The sequence below is a fragment of the Akkermansia muciniphila genome (assembly GCF_030848305.1).
GTDB classification, from domain to species: Bacteria; Verrucomicrobiota; Verrucomicrobiia; order Verrucomicrobiales; family Akkermansiaceae; genus Akkermansia; species Akkermansia muciniphila_A.
On record NZ_CP114598.1, the window covers coordinates 1,943,472 to 1,959,463 of the forward strand.

Annotated in this window: 12 protein-coding genes; 6 read left to right on the forward strand and 6 right to left on the reverse strand. The window is 52.3% G+C overall.

Annotation, left to right across the window (positions count from 1 at the left end; translation table 11 throughout):
- Nucleotides 1-276 precede the first annotated feature (276 nt).
- Nucleotides 277-1,011 (reverse strand): hypothetical protein, encoded by a 735-nt coding sequence (locus O4G22_RS08425; RefSeq protein WP_143245621.1) that lies wholly within the window; start codon nucleotides 1,009-1,011, stop codon nucleotides 277-279.
- A gap of 221 nt (nucleotides 1,012-1,232) precedes the next feature.
- Here O4G22_RS08425 and nspC point away from each other — a divergent pair, with 221 nt between their 5' ends.
- Complete coding sequence (gene nspC, locus O4G22_RS08430) at nucleotides 1,233-2,435, forward strand: carboxynorspermidine decarboxylase (protein ID WP_306701524.1); 1,203 nt, start codon at nucleotides 1,233-1,235, stop codon at nucleotides 2,433-2,435.
- Between the two features lie 23 nt (nucleotides 2,436-2,458).
- A complete protein-coding gene (speA, locus tag O4G22_RS08435) occupies nucleotides 2,459-4,396 on the forward strand; it encodes a biosynthetic arginine decarboxylase (RefSeq protein ID WP_094136506.1) in 1,938 nt (645 codons plus the stop codon).
- 71 nt (nucleotides 4,397-4,467) lie between these two features.
- Here the strand turns inward: speA and O4G22_RS08440 are convergent, their stop codons facing one another.
- Nucleotides 4,468-5,562 carry a tyrosine-type recombinase/integrase gene (locus O4G22_RS08440; protein ID WP_306701525.1) on the reverse strand — a complete coding sequence of 365 codons (1,095 nt, stop codon included), beginning with the start codon at nucleotides 5,560-5,562 and terminating at the stop codon, nucleotides 4,468-4,470.
- Between the two features lie 328 nt (nucleotides 5,563-5,890).
- Between O4G22_RS08440 and O4G22_RS08445 the strand changes: the two genes are divergently transcribed.
- Both O4G22_RS08445 and O4G22_RS08450 read left to right on the forward strand, forming a co-directional pair.
- Nucleotides 5,891-8,029, forward strand: coding sequence for a glycoside hydrolase family 2 protein (locus O4G22_RS08445; RefSeq protein ID WP_306701526.1), 2,139 nt, complete (start codon nucleotides 5,891-5,893; stop codon nucleotides 8,027-8,029).
- Nucleotides 8,030-8,051: 22 nt separating this feature from the next.
- The gene (locus O4G22_RS08450) at nucleotides 8,052-11,531 is read left to right on the forward strand and encodes a glycoside hydrolase family 2 TIM barrel-domain containing protein (protein WP_306701527.1); all 3,480 of its coding nucleotides are present in this window, start codon (nucleotides 8,052-8,054) and stop codon (nucleotides 11,529-11,531) included.
- A gap of 424 nt (nucleotides 11,532-11,955) precedes the next feature.
- Here O4G22_RS08450 and O4G22_RS08455 read toward each other — a convergent pair whose 3' ends face one another.
- The 3 genes from O4G22_RS08455 to O4G22_RS08465 form a co-directional block, all read right to left on the reverse strand.
- Nucleotides 11,956-12,603, reverse strand: a complete 648-nt coding sequence (locus O4G22_RS08455) for a hypothetical protein (protein WP_012420694.1) — start codon at nucleotides 12,601-12,603, stop codon at nucleotides 11,956-11,958.
- Nucleotide 12,604: 1 nt separating this feature from the next.
- On the reverse strand, nucleotides 12,605-12,853 hold the full coding sequence (locus tag O4G22_RS08460; RefSeq protein WP_143245852.1) for a hypothetical protein: 249 nt from the start codon (nucleotides 12,851-12,853) through the stop codon (nucleotides 12,605-12,607).
- A gap of 333 nt (nucleotides 12,854-13,186) precedes the next feature.
- Entirely contained in the window at nucleotides 13,187-13,543 is a 357-nt protein-coding gene (locus tag O4G22_RS08465) for a hypothetical protein (protein WP_306701528.1), read from the reverse strand.
- Nucleotides 13,544-13,704: 161 nt separating this feature from the next.
- Between O4G22_RS08465 and O4G22_RS08470 the strand changes: the two genes are divergently transcribed.
- Nucleotides 13,705-14,328 (forward strand): porin family protein, encoded by a 624-nt coding sequence (locus tag O4G22_RS08470; RefSeq protein WP_306701529.1) that lies wholly within the window; start codon nucleotides 13,705-13,707, stop codon nucleotides 14,326-14,328.
- A 98-nt stretch (nucleotides 14,329-14,426) separates the two neighbouring features.
- Here the strand turns inward: O4G22_RS08470 and O4G22_RS08475 are convergent, their stop codons facing one another.
- Nucleotides 14,427-15,368, reverse strand: a complete 942-nt coding sequence (locus O4G22_RS08475; protein ID WP_012420698.1) for an IS1595-like element ISAmu1 family transposase — start codon at nucleotides 15,366-15,368, stop codon at nucleotides 14,427-14,429.
- Between O4G22_RS08475 and O4G22_RS08480 the strand changes: the two genes are divergently transcribed.
- The gene (locus tag O4G22_RS08480) at nucleotides 15,367-15,855 is read left to right on the forward strand and encodes a discoidin domain-containing protein (RefSeq protein WP_306701530.1); all 489 of its coding nucleotides are present in this window, start codon (nucleotides 15,367-15,369) and stop codon (nucleotides 15,853-15,855) included. The two genes, O4G22_RS08475 and O4G22_RS08480, sit on opposite strands and share 2 nt — an antisense overlap.
- Nucleotides 15,856-15,992 lie beyond the last annotated feature (137 nt).

The window sequence follows — 15,992 nt, forward strand, 5'->3', positions numbered from 1 at the left end:
TCGCCTCCGCCGGGCGGGACAGGTTGAGACCGGAAGATCCCTCGCTTCCTTTTCAGGAGTTTTTGCTCCAGTCCGGATCAGGGATGAAGGAACATTTTTTTATTTCCGACTGCAGGATCATCGCTCTTCCGTGAATGAAGACCGTTATCGCTTTTCCCGGAACAGGGGAGGTAAGGAGGGCGGAAACGGGGCCGGGAGGAATAAAAAAACGCCCCGACGGGTATGGCGTCGAGGCGTGGCAGGGTTTAAATAACGAAGTTCCCTGAAAGGGAGGGATTAAAAATCGTCGGTGACGGCGGCATCATCCGTTGCCGCGGCATCTTCGCTTTCAGCAGCGCTGTCTGCGGAGGAAGCTTCCGTATCGTCAGCAGGAGTTTCGTCCGTGGCGCCGGGTTCAGAAGCGGCCGCTGCGGCAGATTTGGCGGCGGGCGCTGCGCCCGGAGCGGTTCCCTTGGGCGGGACAACTACCTTCATGGCCGGAGGGACAGGGACGGGGGTTTCCAGTCCGTCAGCCTTGCGGGTGCTGACGCGGAGGCCATCGGCATAAGCCAGGTTTTTCAGGATGGCGTAACCCAGCGCGGGAGCCCGGTCCGTCGTGTTGACCAGCATCTTGAAGTGGTTGTTGACGGACATCTTGCGGGCGTCCTCGCCATTGCGGAAGGGAATGACGCCCATCATGTTGCCGGCATTGTCAATGCAGATCGCCCAGAAGGAGCGGTCTACCTGGATGAAGTACTGCGGGCGGATGTAGTCCATTGTTTTCCATTCAGCGCCCTTGATGTATTCTTCCATGGCGCGGCGCGCGTTGGCCGGCATGCTGCCCCAGTCGGCGTAAACCCGGGCGGTCAGCGTTTCGCGGCCGTTGTAGCCGTGCACGGATACGTTCTGGGCAGTAGCGAATTGACGGGCATAGCTCTCGGGAGAGGCTGGTTGGCAAGAGCTGGTGAAGAGCGCTGCCCCGGCGGTCAGGATGCAGGCTGCTGCAGTAGTGAAGGGATGAATGTTAGTCATGGCAATCGCAATGGTTACGTTATAAAAGAGGAAAATACCTCCCATTTCAAGGAAAAGAATGCGGGAAGCAGCGATTTGTGGCGTTTTTTGACGTTTCCGTTTGACGCGGGCGGGAGCGGGTGCGACAGGCGGCTCCCACGCATCCGCCTGGGAGGTATGATGGTATATTACTAAAATTTTTCTCGCAAATCGTTCTGAATCGCTTAGGTTGTCGTTGCTTTATGTCCGCCTTTATCGTCAGCCTGCCGGCCCTGGAACGCAACGCTCTTATCCTGAGGGATGTGGCGGATGACGCGGGGTGCCGTATCGTTCTGGCGCTGAAGGGGTTTTCCTGCTGGTCCTGTTTTGAGGCCCTGTCCCCCTGGCTGGACGGCTGCTGCGCTTCCGGCCTGTGGGAAGCGCGGCTGGCCCGGCGCAGGTTCGGGAAGCATGTGCTGACGTATTCTCCCGGTCATGCGCCGGAGGAAATAGCGGAGCTGGCGGAGATTTCCAGCCATCTTGATTTTAACAGCCTGACGCAGTGGGCCCGTTTCCGGGAGGAAGTGATGCGGCATCCCCGCTTTGCTTCCGGTGAATTGAAATGCGGCCTGCGCGTCAATCCCCAATGTTCCACAGGGCATACGCCCATGTATGATCCCTGCGCTCCCGGTTCCCGCCTGGGCGTGACGCCGGACATGATGCAGGGGGCGGATCTGTCCGGCATTTCCGGTCTTCATTTCCATACTTTGTGCGAACAGGGAGCGGATGACCTGGCAGTGACGGTGGATGCGGTGGAGTGCCACTTCGGCCATCTTCTGCGCCGCCCGGAGATTTCCTGGTTGAATATGGGAGGAGGGCATTGGATTACCAAACCCGATTATGACCGGAAGCAGCTGGCGGCGCTTATCCGCCGCATCCGTGAACGCTACGGCGTGGAGGTGTGGCTGGAACCGGGAGAGGCCGCGGCCATTCATACCGGAGTGCTGCGGTGCCGGGTGCTGGATCTTTTTTCCTCGGAGGGGGTGAATCATGCCATTCTGGATGTTTCCGCATCCGCCCATATGCCTGATACGCTGGAAATGCCTTATCGGCCGGATGTGTTCCAGATTGTAAGTGACGCTTCCCCCCGTTCCGAGCAGCAGCCCGCTGTACGGATGGAAGGGGAGAGTTATGCGCTGGCGGGGAAGGCCGGGGAAGGAGCCTATACATACCGGCTGGGCGCACCCACGTGCCTGGCGGGAGACCGGATTGGGGATTATTCCTTCGCGGAGCCTCTGGCGGTGGGAGACGAACTCGTGTTTGACGATATGGCGCATTATACGATGGTGAAGACCACGTTTTTCAACGGCGTGCGCCATCCGGACATCGCCATTCAGAGAAAAGACGGTTCCGTGGAGACGGTGCGCCGTTTTTCCTATGAAGATTTTGAAGCCCGCCTGGGCTAAAACATTTGACCAGACAAATTGACATGGCAGCAGCTAAAGAAGGCATCAAGCAGAAAGTCCGCGGATGGAGTCACCATGATTCCGCAGATTTGTACGGCATTGACGATTGGGGGAACGGTTATTTCCGCATCAGCAAAAAGGGAGAGGTTACCGTACGCCTGAATGACGAGGATGGCGGGAAGAAGGATGTCAGCCTGTGCGATTTGCTGGAGGGTCTGAAGGAGCGCGGGACTACCGTTCCCGTTCTGTTCCGGTTCCGGGATTTGCTGCGCAGCCGTATTGCGGAGCTGAACGACAGTTTCCGGAAAGCAATCAAGGAGGCGGGGTATCAGGGTAAGTACCAGGGCGTTTACCCCATTAAGGTAAACCAGCAGCGCCAGGTGGTGGAGGAGATTGCGGAGTTCGGCACCAAGTATGATTACGGTCTGGAGGCCGGTTCCAAGCCGGAGCTGATAGCCGCCATGGCCCACATGAATAATCCGAATGCCTATCTGATTTGCAACGGGTACAAGGATGACGAGTTCATTGACCTGGCGTTGACGGCCCAGAAGATGGGGCTGAATATTTTTATCGTTCTGGAAATGCCTTCCGAGCTGGACGTTATTCTGGAGCGCGCCAGGAGAATGGATATCCGCCCCAATCTGGGCGTGCGCGTCAAGCTGGCCGCCAAAGGTTCCGGCTTGTGGCAGGAATCCGCGGGGGACAAGTCCGTTTTTGGACTGAACGCGGCTCAGGTGGTGGATGTGGTGGATAAGCTGAAGCAGGTGGATGCGCTGGACTGCCTGAAGCTGCTCCATTATCATCAGGGTTCCCAGATTCCAAATATTTCCGTGGTGCGCGAGGGGCTGACGGAAGCGGTCCGCATTTACGTGGACCTGGTGAAGGAGGGGGCTCCATTGGGCACGCTGGACATGGGCGGCGGCCTGGCCGTGGATTATGACGGTTCCAAGACGAATTTCCATTCTTCCTGCAATTATTCCATTGCGGAGTTTGCCCGTGACGTGGTGGAGGTGGTGGGGGACATGTGTTCCAAGTACGGGGTTCCCCATCCCACGCTGGTGACGGAGTCCGGACGGGCCGTGGTGGCTTATTATTCCGTGCTGGTGTTCAACGTGCTGGATGTGACGAGCGCTCCCGGCGAGGAACCTCCGCCCGAACTTCCGGAAGACGCTCCGGAATTGTTGAAGGCTTTTGCGGATACGGACAGGACGCTGGCCAGGAAGAATATGCAGGAGTGTTATAATGACGCCTGTTATTACCGGGATCAGCTTCGCGCCCAGTTTTTTTACGGGAATGCCACCCTGCGGCAGCGCGGGCTGGGAGAGGCCTATTACTGGCATATCCTGAGCCGCATTTCCCGCATGCTGGCGGAAATGGAGACCATTCCGGAAGATCTCAGGGAACTTTCCTGCTCCATGGTGGACTTTTATTACGGTAATTTTTCACTGTTCCAGTCTCTTCCTGATTCCTGGGCCATACGCCAGCTTTTCCCCGTGATGCCTCTGCACCGTTTGAATGAGCGGCCCACGAATAAGGCCGTCTTGGCGGACATCACGTGCGATTGCGACGGAAAGATAGACCAGTTCATTGACCGTGAGGATGTGGCAACCGCCCTCCCTCTGCATGCCATCAAACCCGGCGAGGACGATTATTACATAGGCGTGTTCCTGGTAGGAGCCTATCAGGAGACCCTGGGGGATTTGCATAACCTGCTGGGAGACACGAATGTGGTTGGCGTGCATCTGGAAGGCGGCCGTCCCGTTTATACCCATGAAGTGGAGGGCGACACGGTGTCCGATGTTCTTTCCTACGTGGAGTATGATCCCAAGGAGTTGATCAACAAGTTCCGCACGTTTGCGGAGCAGGCCGTAGCCGAGGGGAACATATCTCCGTCCGAACGCCGGAGGGCCCTGGAAGTGTTCCGTTCCGGATTGAATGGATACACTTATTACGAGCTGTAGGAAACAGCCTTGTTTTTTTGCTTCGGCAGGGAGCGTTTGTCCCGTTCCGGCGCGTTTTCCTTTGTTGCGGATCAGAAGGCCGCCGGTTCTTCCGGCGGTTTCGTTTCTTCAATGACCTTGGCCGGCGTCAGAGCCCAGAAGCGCGTGGCCGTTTGCGGGGAGATGCCTTTCATGTTCAGGTACCGCGTACGGAGCAGGGAGGAGGAACGATGCCCCATTTCCATTTGCAACAGGTTGTAGTCCTTGAAGTGCTTGGCGTGGTAGCTGGCGTAAGTGTGCCGCAGGCAGTCCGGCATCCATGATTTTTTTCTTCCTCCCCAGCCGGCTTTTTTCCGGATTTTGCGCCACTTGATGGTCCACCCTTTCGGGCAGATGGGGGAACAGGGACCGGGTTTGGTCCTGTCACGGCAGAATTTGAGCCATTTGGCGAGTACGGGCAGGATGGTGACGTGTCTGGCGCCGCCGGTTTTGGTGTGTTTGGAGTTCAGGATGACGCAGCCGTCGCGGATAGCGATGTTTTCCCAGAGCAGGCGTTCCACTTCCTGCGGACGGATGCCTGCAAAGATCATCAGAGCCGCTCCAGCTGCGCAACTCCCGTCAAATTTTTCCATGGACGCTTTGAGAAGCCGGGTAATTTCCTTCAGCGTCAGGGCAGGAATTTCCTGTTCCTGCAGGAAAGGCGTGTCCACGCGGAGGATGGGATTCTCGTCACACCATCCACGTTTGACGGAGAAAGAGAAGATGCCGCTCAGGATGAGCCTGGCCTTATGCCTCTGCCGGGATGTGGTAAAGGTATTCATCAGGATGTTCTGGCATTCCTCCACGTTCAGACTGCGCAGGGAGGTCTGTTCCAGTTCCGGATTGCTCTTTTTGAGCTTGTGGATGATGCTCCTGATATCCGTCAGCGTTCGGGGACGGCGGTGGCTTTTGGAACGCAGGCATTCCACGGCCGCCGTACCGAAGCTGACGGTTTGACGCTTGTTTTTAATGGCATTCAGCCCCAGGGAGACGACTTCCCGGCACCGGGTAATGGTGCAGATTTCATCCCCCAGGGCTTCCTTGATTTCCAATACCAGCCTTGCAGCCTGGATCAGGGTGACTGATTCCCCTTCCAGAAGCGCGGCTCCGACATATTTCAATTTGTTTGTATTCGGTGCTTTTTTCATGTTCATTTCTCGTGTTTGTCCAAACACGGTTTTAATGAAAAAGGCCATTCTTATAATGAGGAAAACTTATGCTTACCACTAGAAAAAGCGTAACCGTCAAGGATATGTTGTTACTTATGTTTTCTTTGAACCGGACGGAAAATCAAAGTTTCTGATGGTACAGGAACCGAAAATGTGAGAAAGCGCGGTATCCTGTGTTGAATGTCAACATGGACGCGGCTTGTCCGGGCCGAGTAGATTTTTTGTGGAAAAGGGGGGGGGAAGAAACGGCTGCATGAAAGTATTTTACCCGGTTGAACGTATATGGAACATACCGCTTTTCTATACCATGAACCTCAGAATTCATTCTTTCAACGTATCGTGTGCCGGCTTTTGCTGCGTGCTGGGAGCTTTTTTAGCGGCGGACGCCCGCGAGGTTTATCCCCTGAACGGTTCCTGGGATTTCAGTTTTAACGGGAAGCCTGCTGAAAAAGTGACGGTGCCCCATACCTGGAACGCGGAGGATGCCGCCAACGGTGCCCAGGGGAAGCGGGAAGACGCCAAATCCGTCAACAGCAACGCTTACCGCCGCGGCCCGGCCGTTTATTCGCGCACGCTTCCGGTGGAGCCCAAGCCGGGCAAGAGGTATTTCATCCGCGGCGGGGGAGCCAGCATCGTTTCCGAGGTTTCCGTCAATGGGAAGCCTGCCGGCAGCCATGAGGGGGCATTTACGGCTTTCTGTTATGAAATCACCCCCCTTTTGAAAAAAGGCTCCAATACGATTTCCGTTCTGGTGGACAACACGCAGCGGAATCATATCGCCCCCCAGCGCGGGGATTTTTCCATGTTCGGTGGCCTGTACCGGCCCATTGAACTGATTGAGACGGACGGCATCTGCATTGACCCTCTTTTTTACGCTTCTCCCGGTATTTTCGTCACAACGAAGTCTCTAAGCGAATCCAAGGCCGTGGTGGAAGTAAAGACTCTTCTCAATTCGGGCGGAAAGGCCGGGGAGGTGGAGGTAGCGGTGGAAATTCTGGACATGAAGGGCAGGAAGGCAGCCGGGAAGACAGTAAAGGCCGCCGCCGGGGAAAAGAATGGACTGGAGGTCCCCGTAACGCTGGAAATCGCCAATCCCGTACTCTGGAACGGAGTGAAGAATCCTTACCTGTACCAGGTGAAAACTTCCATCAGGACGGCGGACGGCCAGACGGATGAGCTGGTGCAGCCGCTGGGGCTGAGGACGGTTTCCGTCAATCCCAAGGAAGGTTTTGTCCTGAACGGAAAGGCCATGCAGATCAAAGGGGTCAGCCGCCATCAGGATATGAAGGGGAAGGGGTGGGCTCTTTCCCCGGAAGATGAGGCGCGGGATATCAGGCTGATTGCGGATATGGGGGCGGACGGGGTTAGAACGGGCCACTATCCCGCATCCGCCAATATTTACGACCTGTGCGACAAGGCGGGGCTGGTTGTCTGGTCCGAGGTTCCCAACGTCAACCTGGTGTGGGATACGCCGGAGTTCCGGGAGAATAACCGCCTCCAGGCCCGGGAGATGATTTTCCAGCATTGGAATCATCCCTCCATTTGCATGTGGGGCATTTTCAATGAGATCGGCCACCAGCCCGAGGCTGCCACCAAGGGTGTGGACATGGAAGCTGAGTTGACGGCGTTGAACAGGTTCGTGAAGGAGACGGATCCTTCACGCATGACCGTGGGGGCCAGCAACCAGCCGGGCCGCAAAAAACTGAATCATATTCCCGACCACATTGCGTTCAATACGTATCCCGGCTGGTATGGAGGAGGCCCCGAAACCATGAAGGGCAATCTGAACGGCTACATCCGCGACTATGGCGGCAAGATGGGCATTGCCGTCAGTGAATACGGCCATGGAGCCAGCGTGGGCATGCATGAGAATCCGGCCCAAAGGCCGTCTCCTGCCGGGTTCTGGCATCCGGAGGAATGGCAGTCCCATGCTCATGAGGTCAATTACAGGTGCATCAGGGAAAGGCCGGAGGTGTGGGGGGCCTTTGTCTGGAACATGTTTGACTTCGGTTCCTCTTCCCGTTTTGAGGGGGAGAGCCCCGGCATGAACGACAAGGGACTGGTGACCTATGACCGCAAGACGCCCAAGGACGCCTATTTTTTCTACAGGGCCAACTGGAGCCCCCGTCCTACCGTGTACATCACATCCCGCAGGTTTGCGGAACGTACGGAAAAAACGGTGCCCGTGAAGGTTTACTGCAATGGTTCCGAGGTGAAGCTGAGCGTCAACGGGAAGACCGTCGGGAGCGTCAAACCGGATGATTTGAAGCGCGCCGTCTGGCCTGAAGTGACTCTCAAGCCCGGCCTCAACACGATTACGGCCACGGCCTCCATAGGAGGGAAAACGTACACGGATTCCTGCAAATGGACGTTGAAACCTGCCGGAGGTGACGGGAAGAAGGATTCAGAGCGTTATCAGGATCCGTCCCTGAAAAAGTATAAGTAAGCAATTCCATATTCATTCCGAGATGAAGACGGTGCGCTTGTTTCTGTTTTCCTTGATGGCTCTGGCTCCGGCTCTTCCCCTGCTGGGGGACGTTCCGGATTGGGAAAATGAAGAGGTGACGGGAATCAATAAGGAGGCTCCCCGAGCCTCCGTTTTTCCGGCATCAGATAAAACGTTGAGCTTGAATGGGGATTGGAAGTTCAAATTTTCCATGACTCCGGACGAGAGGCCTGCCGATTTCTTCAATCCTTCCTATTCCGTTTCCGGATGGGATACGGTCAAGGTTCCTTCCAACTGGCAGCTTTACGGTTATGGAACGGCCATTTACACGAATGTTCCCTATCCATTCAAGCCGAATCCTCCCAAGGTAATGGGGGAACCGCCCAGGAACTGGCCGGCGTACAGGGAGCGTAATTCCGTGGGTTCCTACCGCCGGGATTTCAATTTGCCCGCTTCCTGGCAGGGGGAGCAGGTGATGGTCCGGTTTGACGGAGTGGAGTCCGCCTTTTATGTGTGGGTGAATGGCCATAAGGTCGGCTATTCCGAAGACTCCTATACAGGGGCGGAGTTTGACCTTACTCCCTATGTCAGGCCGGGAAGGAATACGATTGCCGTGGAAGTATACCGCTGGAGCGACGGTTCTTATCTGGAGGATCAGGATTTCCTGCGCCTTTCCGGCATTTTCCGGGACGTGACCCTGTTTGCCCAGCCGCAGGCGCACGTGCGCGACCTGTTCCTGAAGGCCGGACTGGACAGGGAGGATTACACAACCGGGGCGCTGGACGGAACGTTCACCATCCGCAATTCCGGTAAAAAGGATATTCCCGCCGGCATGAAGCTGAATTATTCTATCGACGGGATTTCCACCAACTTGAACTGGGAGGGGCAGAACGGTTCCGGCCGCGTGCAGACGGACAACAGGGGAAGGCTGGATTCCGGAACGCTGGAGGTTCCCTCCATTCTCTCCGGAGGCGAGGTGCAGATTTCCCTGAACAGGAAATTTCCCGGCGTGAAGCCATGGACGGCGGAAACGCCCAACTTGTACAGGGTGACTTATTCTCTGAATGGAAAGGATACCCGTTCCGTCAATATCGGGTTCCGTTCCGTGGAGATTGCGGATAACGGAGCCGTGCTGATCAACGGCAGGGCCGTCAAGTTCAAGGGAGTCAACCGCCATGAAGCCCATCCCGATTACGGCCGCGCCATTCCACGGGAAGTGATGGAAAAGGACGTGCAGATTATCAAGGCGCATAATATCAATACCGTCCGCTGCTCCCACTATCCCAATCATCCTTATTTTTATGAGCTGTGCGACCGCTACGGCCTGTACGTGATGGACGAAGCCAACTGCGAGGCCCACGGCATCCGCAATGGCAGCATGGATATTTCCCGGAAGCCTTCCTGGAAGAAAGCCCATGTGGAGCGCAATATGAGCATGGTGCACCGTTCCAAGAATCACCCATCCATTGTTTTCTGGTCTCTGGGCAATGAGTCCGGCAACGGCCCCAATTTTGAGGCGGCAGCAGCGGCTGTCAGGGCTTATGACGGTACGCGGCCCCTCCATTACTGCGAATTTCCGCACGGCCACAAGGCCGTGGATATGGATTCCGCCATGTATCCGCCCGTGGACCGGGTGGAAAACTGGGGGAAGCAGAAAACTTCCCGCCCCTTTTTCGTGTGCGAGTATGCCCACTCCATGGGGAATGCCCTGGGTAATTTCAAGGAGTACATGGATGCCTTCGAGTCTTCCCCGCGCATGGTGGGCGGGGCCATCTGGGATTTCGCGGACCAGTCCCTCCGCGCTGATCCCGCCGGAAACGGCATTTACAAACCCGCCCCTTTCAAGGGAGTGACGCAGGCTTACGGCGGCATGTTCGGAGACAGGCCTAACCAGGCCAATTTCTGCGACAACGGCATTATTCTCGGCAACCGGAACACCACGGTCAAGACGAAGGAGGTGAAGAAAGTATACCAGTACATGGCTTTTGAGCGCAGGGACGGCTCCCTGTCCGTCCGCAACAAATATTTCCATAAGCCTTTGAAAGGTTATACGCTTTATCTGGTATCCCTGGCTCCCGGCGGCGGCCATGCCGTGGAGCGCATGGTTCTTCCGGAGGTCCCCCCTGGCAAATCCGCAACGGTGAATCTGCCTTCAGCCGCCATGCGGACCGGTTCCCTGATGGTTCTGGCGGATGCCCGGTTCAAGCTCCCGGAAGACGTGAAGGAACTTTCCGCCAGTCAACTGGAACATGTGGTGAATGAGTGCGAAGCTTACGAGTGGTTTCCGGCGTCCGCGGAGAAGGAGGTTCCCGCGCCTCCCCCGGCGGGTTTGCCTGCCGTTTCCGTGCGTCAGGGAGATCCCGTGGTCGTGCAGGGAAAAGGTTTTTCCGCCTCCTTCAAAAACGGGATGCTTTCCTCCCTCCGGTATGGCGGCCGGGATTTGATGTTGCCCGGCTATCCGGTGGAGCTCCAGGCGTACCGCTCTCCGGTGGATAACGACGCCTGGATCAGGAGCAAGGTTGAAGGGGAAATGAAGATGCAGAATATGAAAGCGGAATATTTCGACGTTAACGCTGCCGTCATTTCCCCCGGCGTGGCCCGTATCACGGCGCAGTTCCGGACGAAAGGTTCCGAGCTTGCCTTTTCCGGGGAAGTCGCGTGGACGGTTTTCGGCAACGGCATTATCAATGCTTCCGTCCGAATGTATCCCTCCGCCAGGGGAGAAGAACTCCTCCGGCTGGGCGTTACTTTCGGGATGCCTGCCGCGTATGACCGGGTAGAGTACCTGGGGCTGGGACCGTGGGATAATTACCGGGACCGCCGCACGAGCTGCTGGAAGGACGTTTTCCGCACTTCCGTGGACGATATGTTTTTTGCTTATTCCCGGCCCCAGGATATGGGCAACCGCATGGAGACGGACTGGATAGCCTTGTCCAACCCCCGGGAGGCCCGGGCTCTGTGGGTAGGTTCAGCCTCTCCCGGGGCTCTGCTGGAGGTTTCCGTTCTGCGTTATACGCCGAAGGAGCTTAACGACGCCAGGAGCCTGGACAGGCTGCCGGAGAAAAATAAAGTGATTGTGAATCTGGATGCTTTCCAGATGGGGCTGGGCGGCTCTTCCTGCGGGCCCCGCCCGCTGGCCAGGTACCAGACATTGAGCAAGGCCACAGCTCTGGGGTTTGTGCTGGCGCCCTCGTCCGCCCTGCTGAATCTGGCGCGCACGGGACTGGCTGTTCCCCATTCCCCCGTCATTGAACGGGATGGAAACGGCATGGTCAGTCTGGTTTCCTCCACGCCTGAGGCGGAGATAACGTATTCCGTCAACAAGGGGCCGGAAAAAGCGTACCGGAATCCCTTCAAGCTTCCCGAAGGGGAAGTGAGGGCCTGGGTGAAGTCCGGCAAGGTTCCTTCCACGTCTCCCGGAGAGAGAAAATTCCCCCTCGTCAAGGGGCAGGGCGAATGGAAAATTTTAGGGTCTTATATACTTAAGTTAGGCGCTTTTTAATTGCTTCTAAGAAGCCCCTTTGAGTTTTTTTACAAGTTCTAATGCGTCTTCCATTGTTATGAACATGCGCATGAAATTTGATTGGAAAGACTTGAAATTATACTTTTTATAAAATTTTTCGGAATTATCCCTTTTAATCTTGTTACCCCTCTCCTACTTCGTAGGGAAAGAGAATATAGATATTTGCTGGAAGAGGTTGTGTCGTTTTTGATTTTGTCAAATAATAAGAAATTGGTATTATTTCGAAAAGAAAAGCGCTACCTCACTTTTTCATGAGGTAGTGCTTTTTAACTTGTAAAGAGGAGAGGCTTCCAAAGACGTATGTTACACTATCGTGTAGTTCAAAAGTGCGTGTGTTATACATACTACACGATAGTGTAACATACGTCTTTGGAAGAAACAATATTGAAAAATGTCATTGCCTTTAAAAGCAAGCGATAACGCCTTCAACAATACTTTGTAATTTCGGACAACCGACTGAAATAGTAATGAGAGAAGAAAGAATCACCGAAGCAATCCACAGTAAAGCCTTCAAACCAAATTTAACACAATATTTCCTTTTTGCCCAATTAATATCTGATATTTTAGAATTAATATGGTCGTATAGCTCAGTATATTGATTATAGGCGTCTTCGTATTTTTTCAGAGATTTTGTTTTATCGATTCCTTCTATTTTTTTAGCCTCTCTAACTGAGAAAATAGCTTCATTGTGCAATTTTTTGTAAGTGACGTAAAATTGTCCATTATCTACTACAAATAAATCGACACGCTTAGTCCTTTTCTCAAAATTTTTAACATAATCAGATAAATGAATATTAAGGTATTTATAACAATCCAAAATTATTCTCCAAATATGTCCTTCCGCTTTTGCAATTTCATCTTTAATAGTTTCGGGCTTTAAATCAGGAATATAGCATCTAGCTATATGGTCATGTAAAGCACGAATTTCATTAAAAAGTTCTATAGGAAATTTTTCGTATTTCGCTTCTATATCCGCTATCAATAATTTGATAGTATTATTATATGTCGTATAGAGATTCTCTATACGTGATAAATAATCAGAGGAAAGCATTTTATATTTTAGCTATTTTTTTATCAAGATTAAATCTTAAAAATCTTGAAAGAGCTAAATATACAGAACCTCTTCCAACTAGTGGAAATCTATTGCGTTTTGTGTCTAATTTTAGTTTCTTGCCAATTTTAGACTCTACAGCCGCATCTAATTCAGAGGCATCCATCTCTAATATTCTAGATACAGGCACTCCAACAGAACGAGCAATCGCCTGCTTAGTTTCCTCATTCAAAGATATTTTAGGTAACATGATGCTCTCTACAATAAGTACCTCTTCAAAATGGATTATTCATAAAATATGTCAACTAATATTACACGATATTATCTATATGACGCATATTATCCATTGATTGACGATTTTTCAACCTTCTCCTCCACAGTCCCCAAAATCCATTCCTCCACCGCCAATCCTTCTTTGACGGCCCGCTTGACCATCTCATTTAGAGTAGAATTTTTCATTCGAACGACGATTTGTGATTCCAATTCCGAATTGGGTAATCGACATTCATCAGGTGTACAAGGAGTCTCTCACGTTGAGAGTCTCTAAATACCTAGATAGCCACTCATTTCCGAGCCTTTCTTTCTAATTACACCTATTCCCTTCCACAATTTTCCTCGCCGCCCCTTCTGTGGCCCACACCACAAATTCCTCAACACTCATATCCTTCTGAACCGCCGCTCGAACGGCCAAATTGAGAATTTTGTTAGGGATAGGAACGCTCAGTTGAGAAACAAAGTCATTGTTGGAAGCAGGTTCCCGGCCTTTCATGTACCGGGAAATCAGAATCTGGACGTGTTTAGGGATGTTGCCTTTGGAAAAATAGTTATCAATGGTGCTTCTGGCTAGACCTAGGGAGGAAGCGAGTTCGGTGCGAGACACTTTGTTCTCTTCTAACCACCTTCCCAAAGTCTGAATATCCAGCGGGCGTTTCTCGTCCATGCGGGCAATTTTCTCCTATCAGGAGGGCAAATGGAAGAATCCGGGTTATTTATGATTGACAAAATCCTATTAGGATAATAATAGCTCTTTTATTGGACAATATTACATCTCATTAGGATAATTCTTTGTCCTCTCTAAGGAATCCAAAACCTAAAAACATCATGAACACGAAAACCATCATCGCCAGTTTGGGGCTTCTGAGCCTCTCATGTACCGCACAGGCCGCCTCTAGTGACCCTTGGAACTATTATAGAATGGGAGGGAATTATAGTTCCGCATATTCAACACGGTATGATTCCAATTTTGGAATGAGCATTAGAGGAATGTACGGATTCCATTCGGGGAATGATTATGGAATAGATATGCCAGACCTGTACGGTGCCCAATTAGGACTTCACGCTAACATTCCAGCGGGTTCTGTTTTCCATGAATTATCTTTCAATCTCGGCGCGCTTACAGGTTCTAAAACCTACGAAGGGGAGTTGAAATGGAAACAACAGGTATTCCCATTTACCGCTGGATATTCTTTTAATGTCCCCTTATCTGATTCTGCCACTTTCTATTTAGGCGGCAAAATAGGCCTTCATTATTATAAACAGGAACTCTCTGGAGGTGGAGGAAAAGTATCTGAGTCTGATTCTAGTGGAACTTACTCGGCATTAATCGGTTTCAAATTTGCTGTTACAGAAAAAACAGACATCGTTATTGGATATGAAATAACGAAATACTGGTCAGATGTTGACCCATACCACTTTATCACAGTTGGCTTTAGCTGGTCATTCTAACTTTCGGCGGTGAATTAACTGGCCTCCTTCCTTTCGGGGAAGGGGGCGATTCTTTGATTTGCATGACTTAGGCCGTCGCCTTGCTCGCAAGGTGGCGGTCAATTCTTCAATTCGGCGTAAGTAATTCTCGTCGAAAATGCTTTAGCCATAAGAGAATCCAATCTTACCCATGTGTGGATTTTCACATTTCCCTCATTCAACCGATACGCAAATTCATCTACATATCTCTGTAAATGTTTTGTGCTGAATGAATGGTAGATTCCATAGAATCCTCTCTTCAAAACCGCCCATACGCTCTCGATGCCGTTAGTATGGGCCATTCCGTCAACATACTGCTTGGCACTATGATTCACCACCTGATGATTGAACTGTGATTCTTTGTAAGAAGCATGTTCATCAGTAACCAGAACGGAATCCCGGCTCAAATACTTATTCAAAACTTGGTGAACTGTATCTCTTGAAGTGTCGGGAATAACCCTTGCTAAAACCTTTCCTGCTCTGGCTCTCATTCCTAAAACCGCTGTCTTTCCAACAATTCCGCGCCCAGCCTTCAATTTCTGAGATTCGTGCTTATTGGATTCCTTGCCTCCAATATACACCCCATCAGCTTCAACAATTCCAGATAGAAAGCCGTTATTGTCATCGTCATCATGGTTGGAATTGCATGCTTCCCTAATCCTTTGAAGCATGAACCACGCCGTTTTTTGCGTAACCCCAATTTCCTTGGAAAGTTGCATGGAGCTAATACCCTTTCTGGAAGTCACTACTAGATAGAAAGCAAATATCCACTTATGAAGTGGAACATGGCTTCTTTCAAAGATAGTTCCCGTTCTAACAGTATAAACTTTCCCGCACTCCCCACATTCAAAATACCCTTCAACCCCGTTCCTCTTTACTCTATACTGTTTTTCGCTTTTCCCGCAGAACGGGCAAACTACCTTATCGCCCCACCGTTTTTCCTCTAAATACTTTTTAGCTGATTCCTCATTGGGGAATTTTTCAAAAAGCTCAAAAAGTGAAATGGTTAAGCGGTCGTTCATGGTTGCCTTCTTAGTATGGCTAATTAATAGCATATGGAGAAACCGAAGTCAAGTATATAAGACCCAAATTTTAAGTGCTTCCTCGGAAGAGCCGGATACCGGTTTCGCCCACTTTGCCATTGACGGGAATCCGGATACCTGTTGGCACACGTCGTACACGAACGGCCTGCCGGGTTTTCCCCACTCCATTGCCGTGGATATGGGAACCAGAATGAAGTTTACCGGGTTTATCTATACGCCCAGAATGGACAGGGACAAGGGCCTCATCAGCCAGTACGCGTTTTCCGTTTCCGATGACGGGCGGAACTGGAAGGAAGTGAAGAAAGGCCAGTTCACGTACCATTATATCAGGAAGGACCCCGCGGTTCAGCGCATCGACTTCGGCAGGCCTGTGGAGGCCCGCTACTTCAAGCTGGATGCCCGGTCTCCGGTGAAGGGCGGCGAGCAGAGCGCCACTGTTGCGGAACTGAATATCATCACCCAGTAACGGGGCGGCAGGCGTTTTGCGCTGCTCCCCGGATGGAGAAGTTTTCCAGCCGTGCTCCCTTTCCGGGATGCACGGCTTGTTGTTGCGGGCTTTTCACGGGCGGAAATATTTTTTAACTGAAAGAAAAAGCAGGACGG

What these genes read in the sequence shown, in the direction of transcription:
- O4G22_RS08460 (WP_143245852.1), bottom strand. Translation starts at nt 12,853, where the DNA reads ATGTTACCTAAAATATCTTTGAATGAGGAAACTAAGCAGGCGATTGCT.
- O4G22_RS08470 (WP_306701529.1), top strand. Translation starts at nt 13,705, where the DNA reads ATGAACACGAAAACCATCATCGCCAGTTTGGGGCTTCTGAGCCTCTCA.
- O4G22_RS08480 (WP_306701530.1), top strand. Translation starts at nt 15,367, where the DNA reads ATGGTTGCCTTCTTAGTATGGCTAATTAATAGCATATGGAGAAACCGA.
- O4G22_RS08425 (WP_143245621.1), bottom strand. Translation starts at nt 1,011, where the DNA reads ATGACTAACATTCATCCCTTCACTACTGCAGCAGCCTGCATCCTGACC.
- O4G22_RS08445 (WP_306701526.1), top strand. Translation starts at nt 5,891, where the DNA reads ATGAACCTCAGAATTCATTCTTTCAACGTATCGTGTGCCGGCTTTTGC.
- O4G22_RS08455 (WP_012420694.1), bottom strand. Translation starts at nt 12,603, where the DNA reads ATGCTTTCCTCTGATTATTTATCACGTATAGAGAATCTCTATACGACA.
- O4G22_RS08450 (WP_306701527.1), top strand. Translation starts at nt 8,052, where the DNA reads ATGAAGACGGTGCGCTTGTTTCTGTTTTCCTTGATGGCTCTGGCTCCG.
- O4G22_RS08440 (WP_306701525.1), bottom strand. Translation starts at nt 5,562, where the DNA reads ATGAAAAAAGCACCGAATACAAACAAATTGAAATATGTCGGAGCCGCG.
- O4G22_RS08465 (WP_306701528.1), bottom strand. Translation starts at nt 13,543, where the DNA reads ATGGACGAGAAACGCCCGCTGGATATTCAGACTTTGGGAAGGTGGTTA.
- nspC (WP_306701524.1), top strand. Translation starts at nt 1,233, where the DNA reads ATGTCCGCCTTTATCGTCAGCCTGCCGGCCCTGGAACGCAACGCTCTT.
- O4G22_RS08475 (WP_012420698.1), bottom strand. Translation starts at nt 15,368, where the DNA reads ATGAACGACCGCTTAACCATTTCACTTTTTGAGCTTTTTGAAAAATTC.
- speA (WP_094136506.1), top strand. Translation starts at nt 2,459, where the DNA reads ATGGCAGCAGCTAAAGAAGGCATCAAGCAGAAAGTCCGCGGATGGAGT.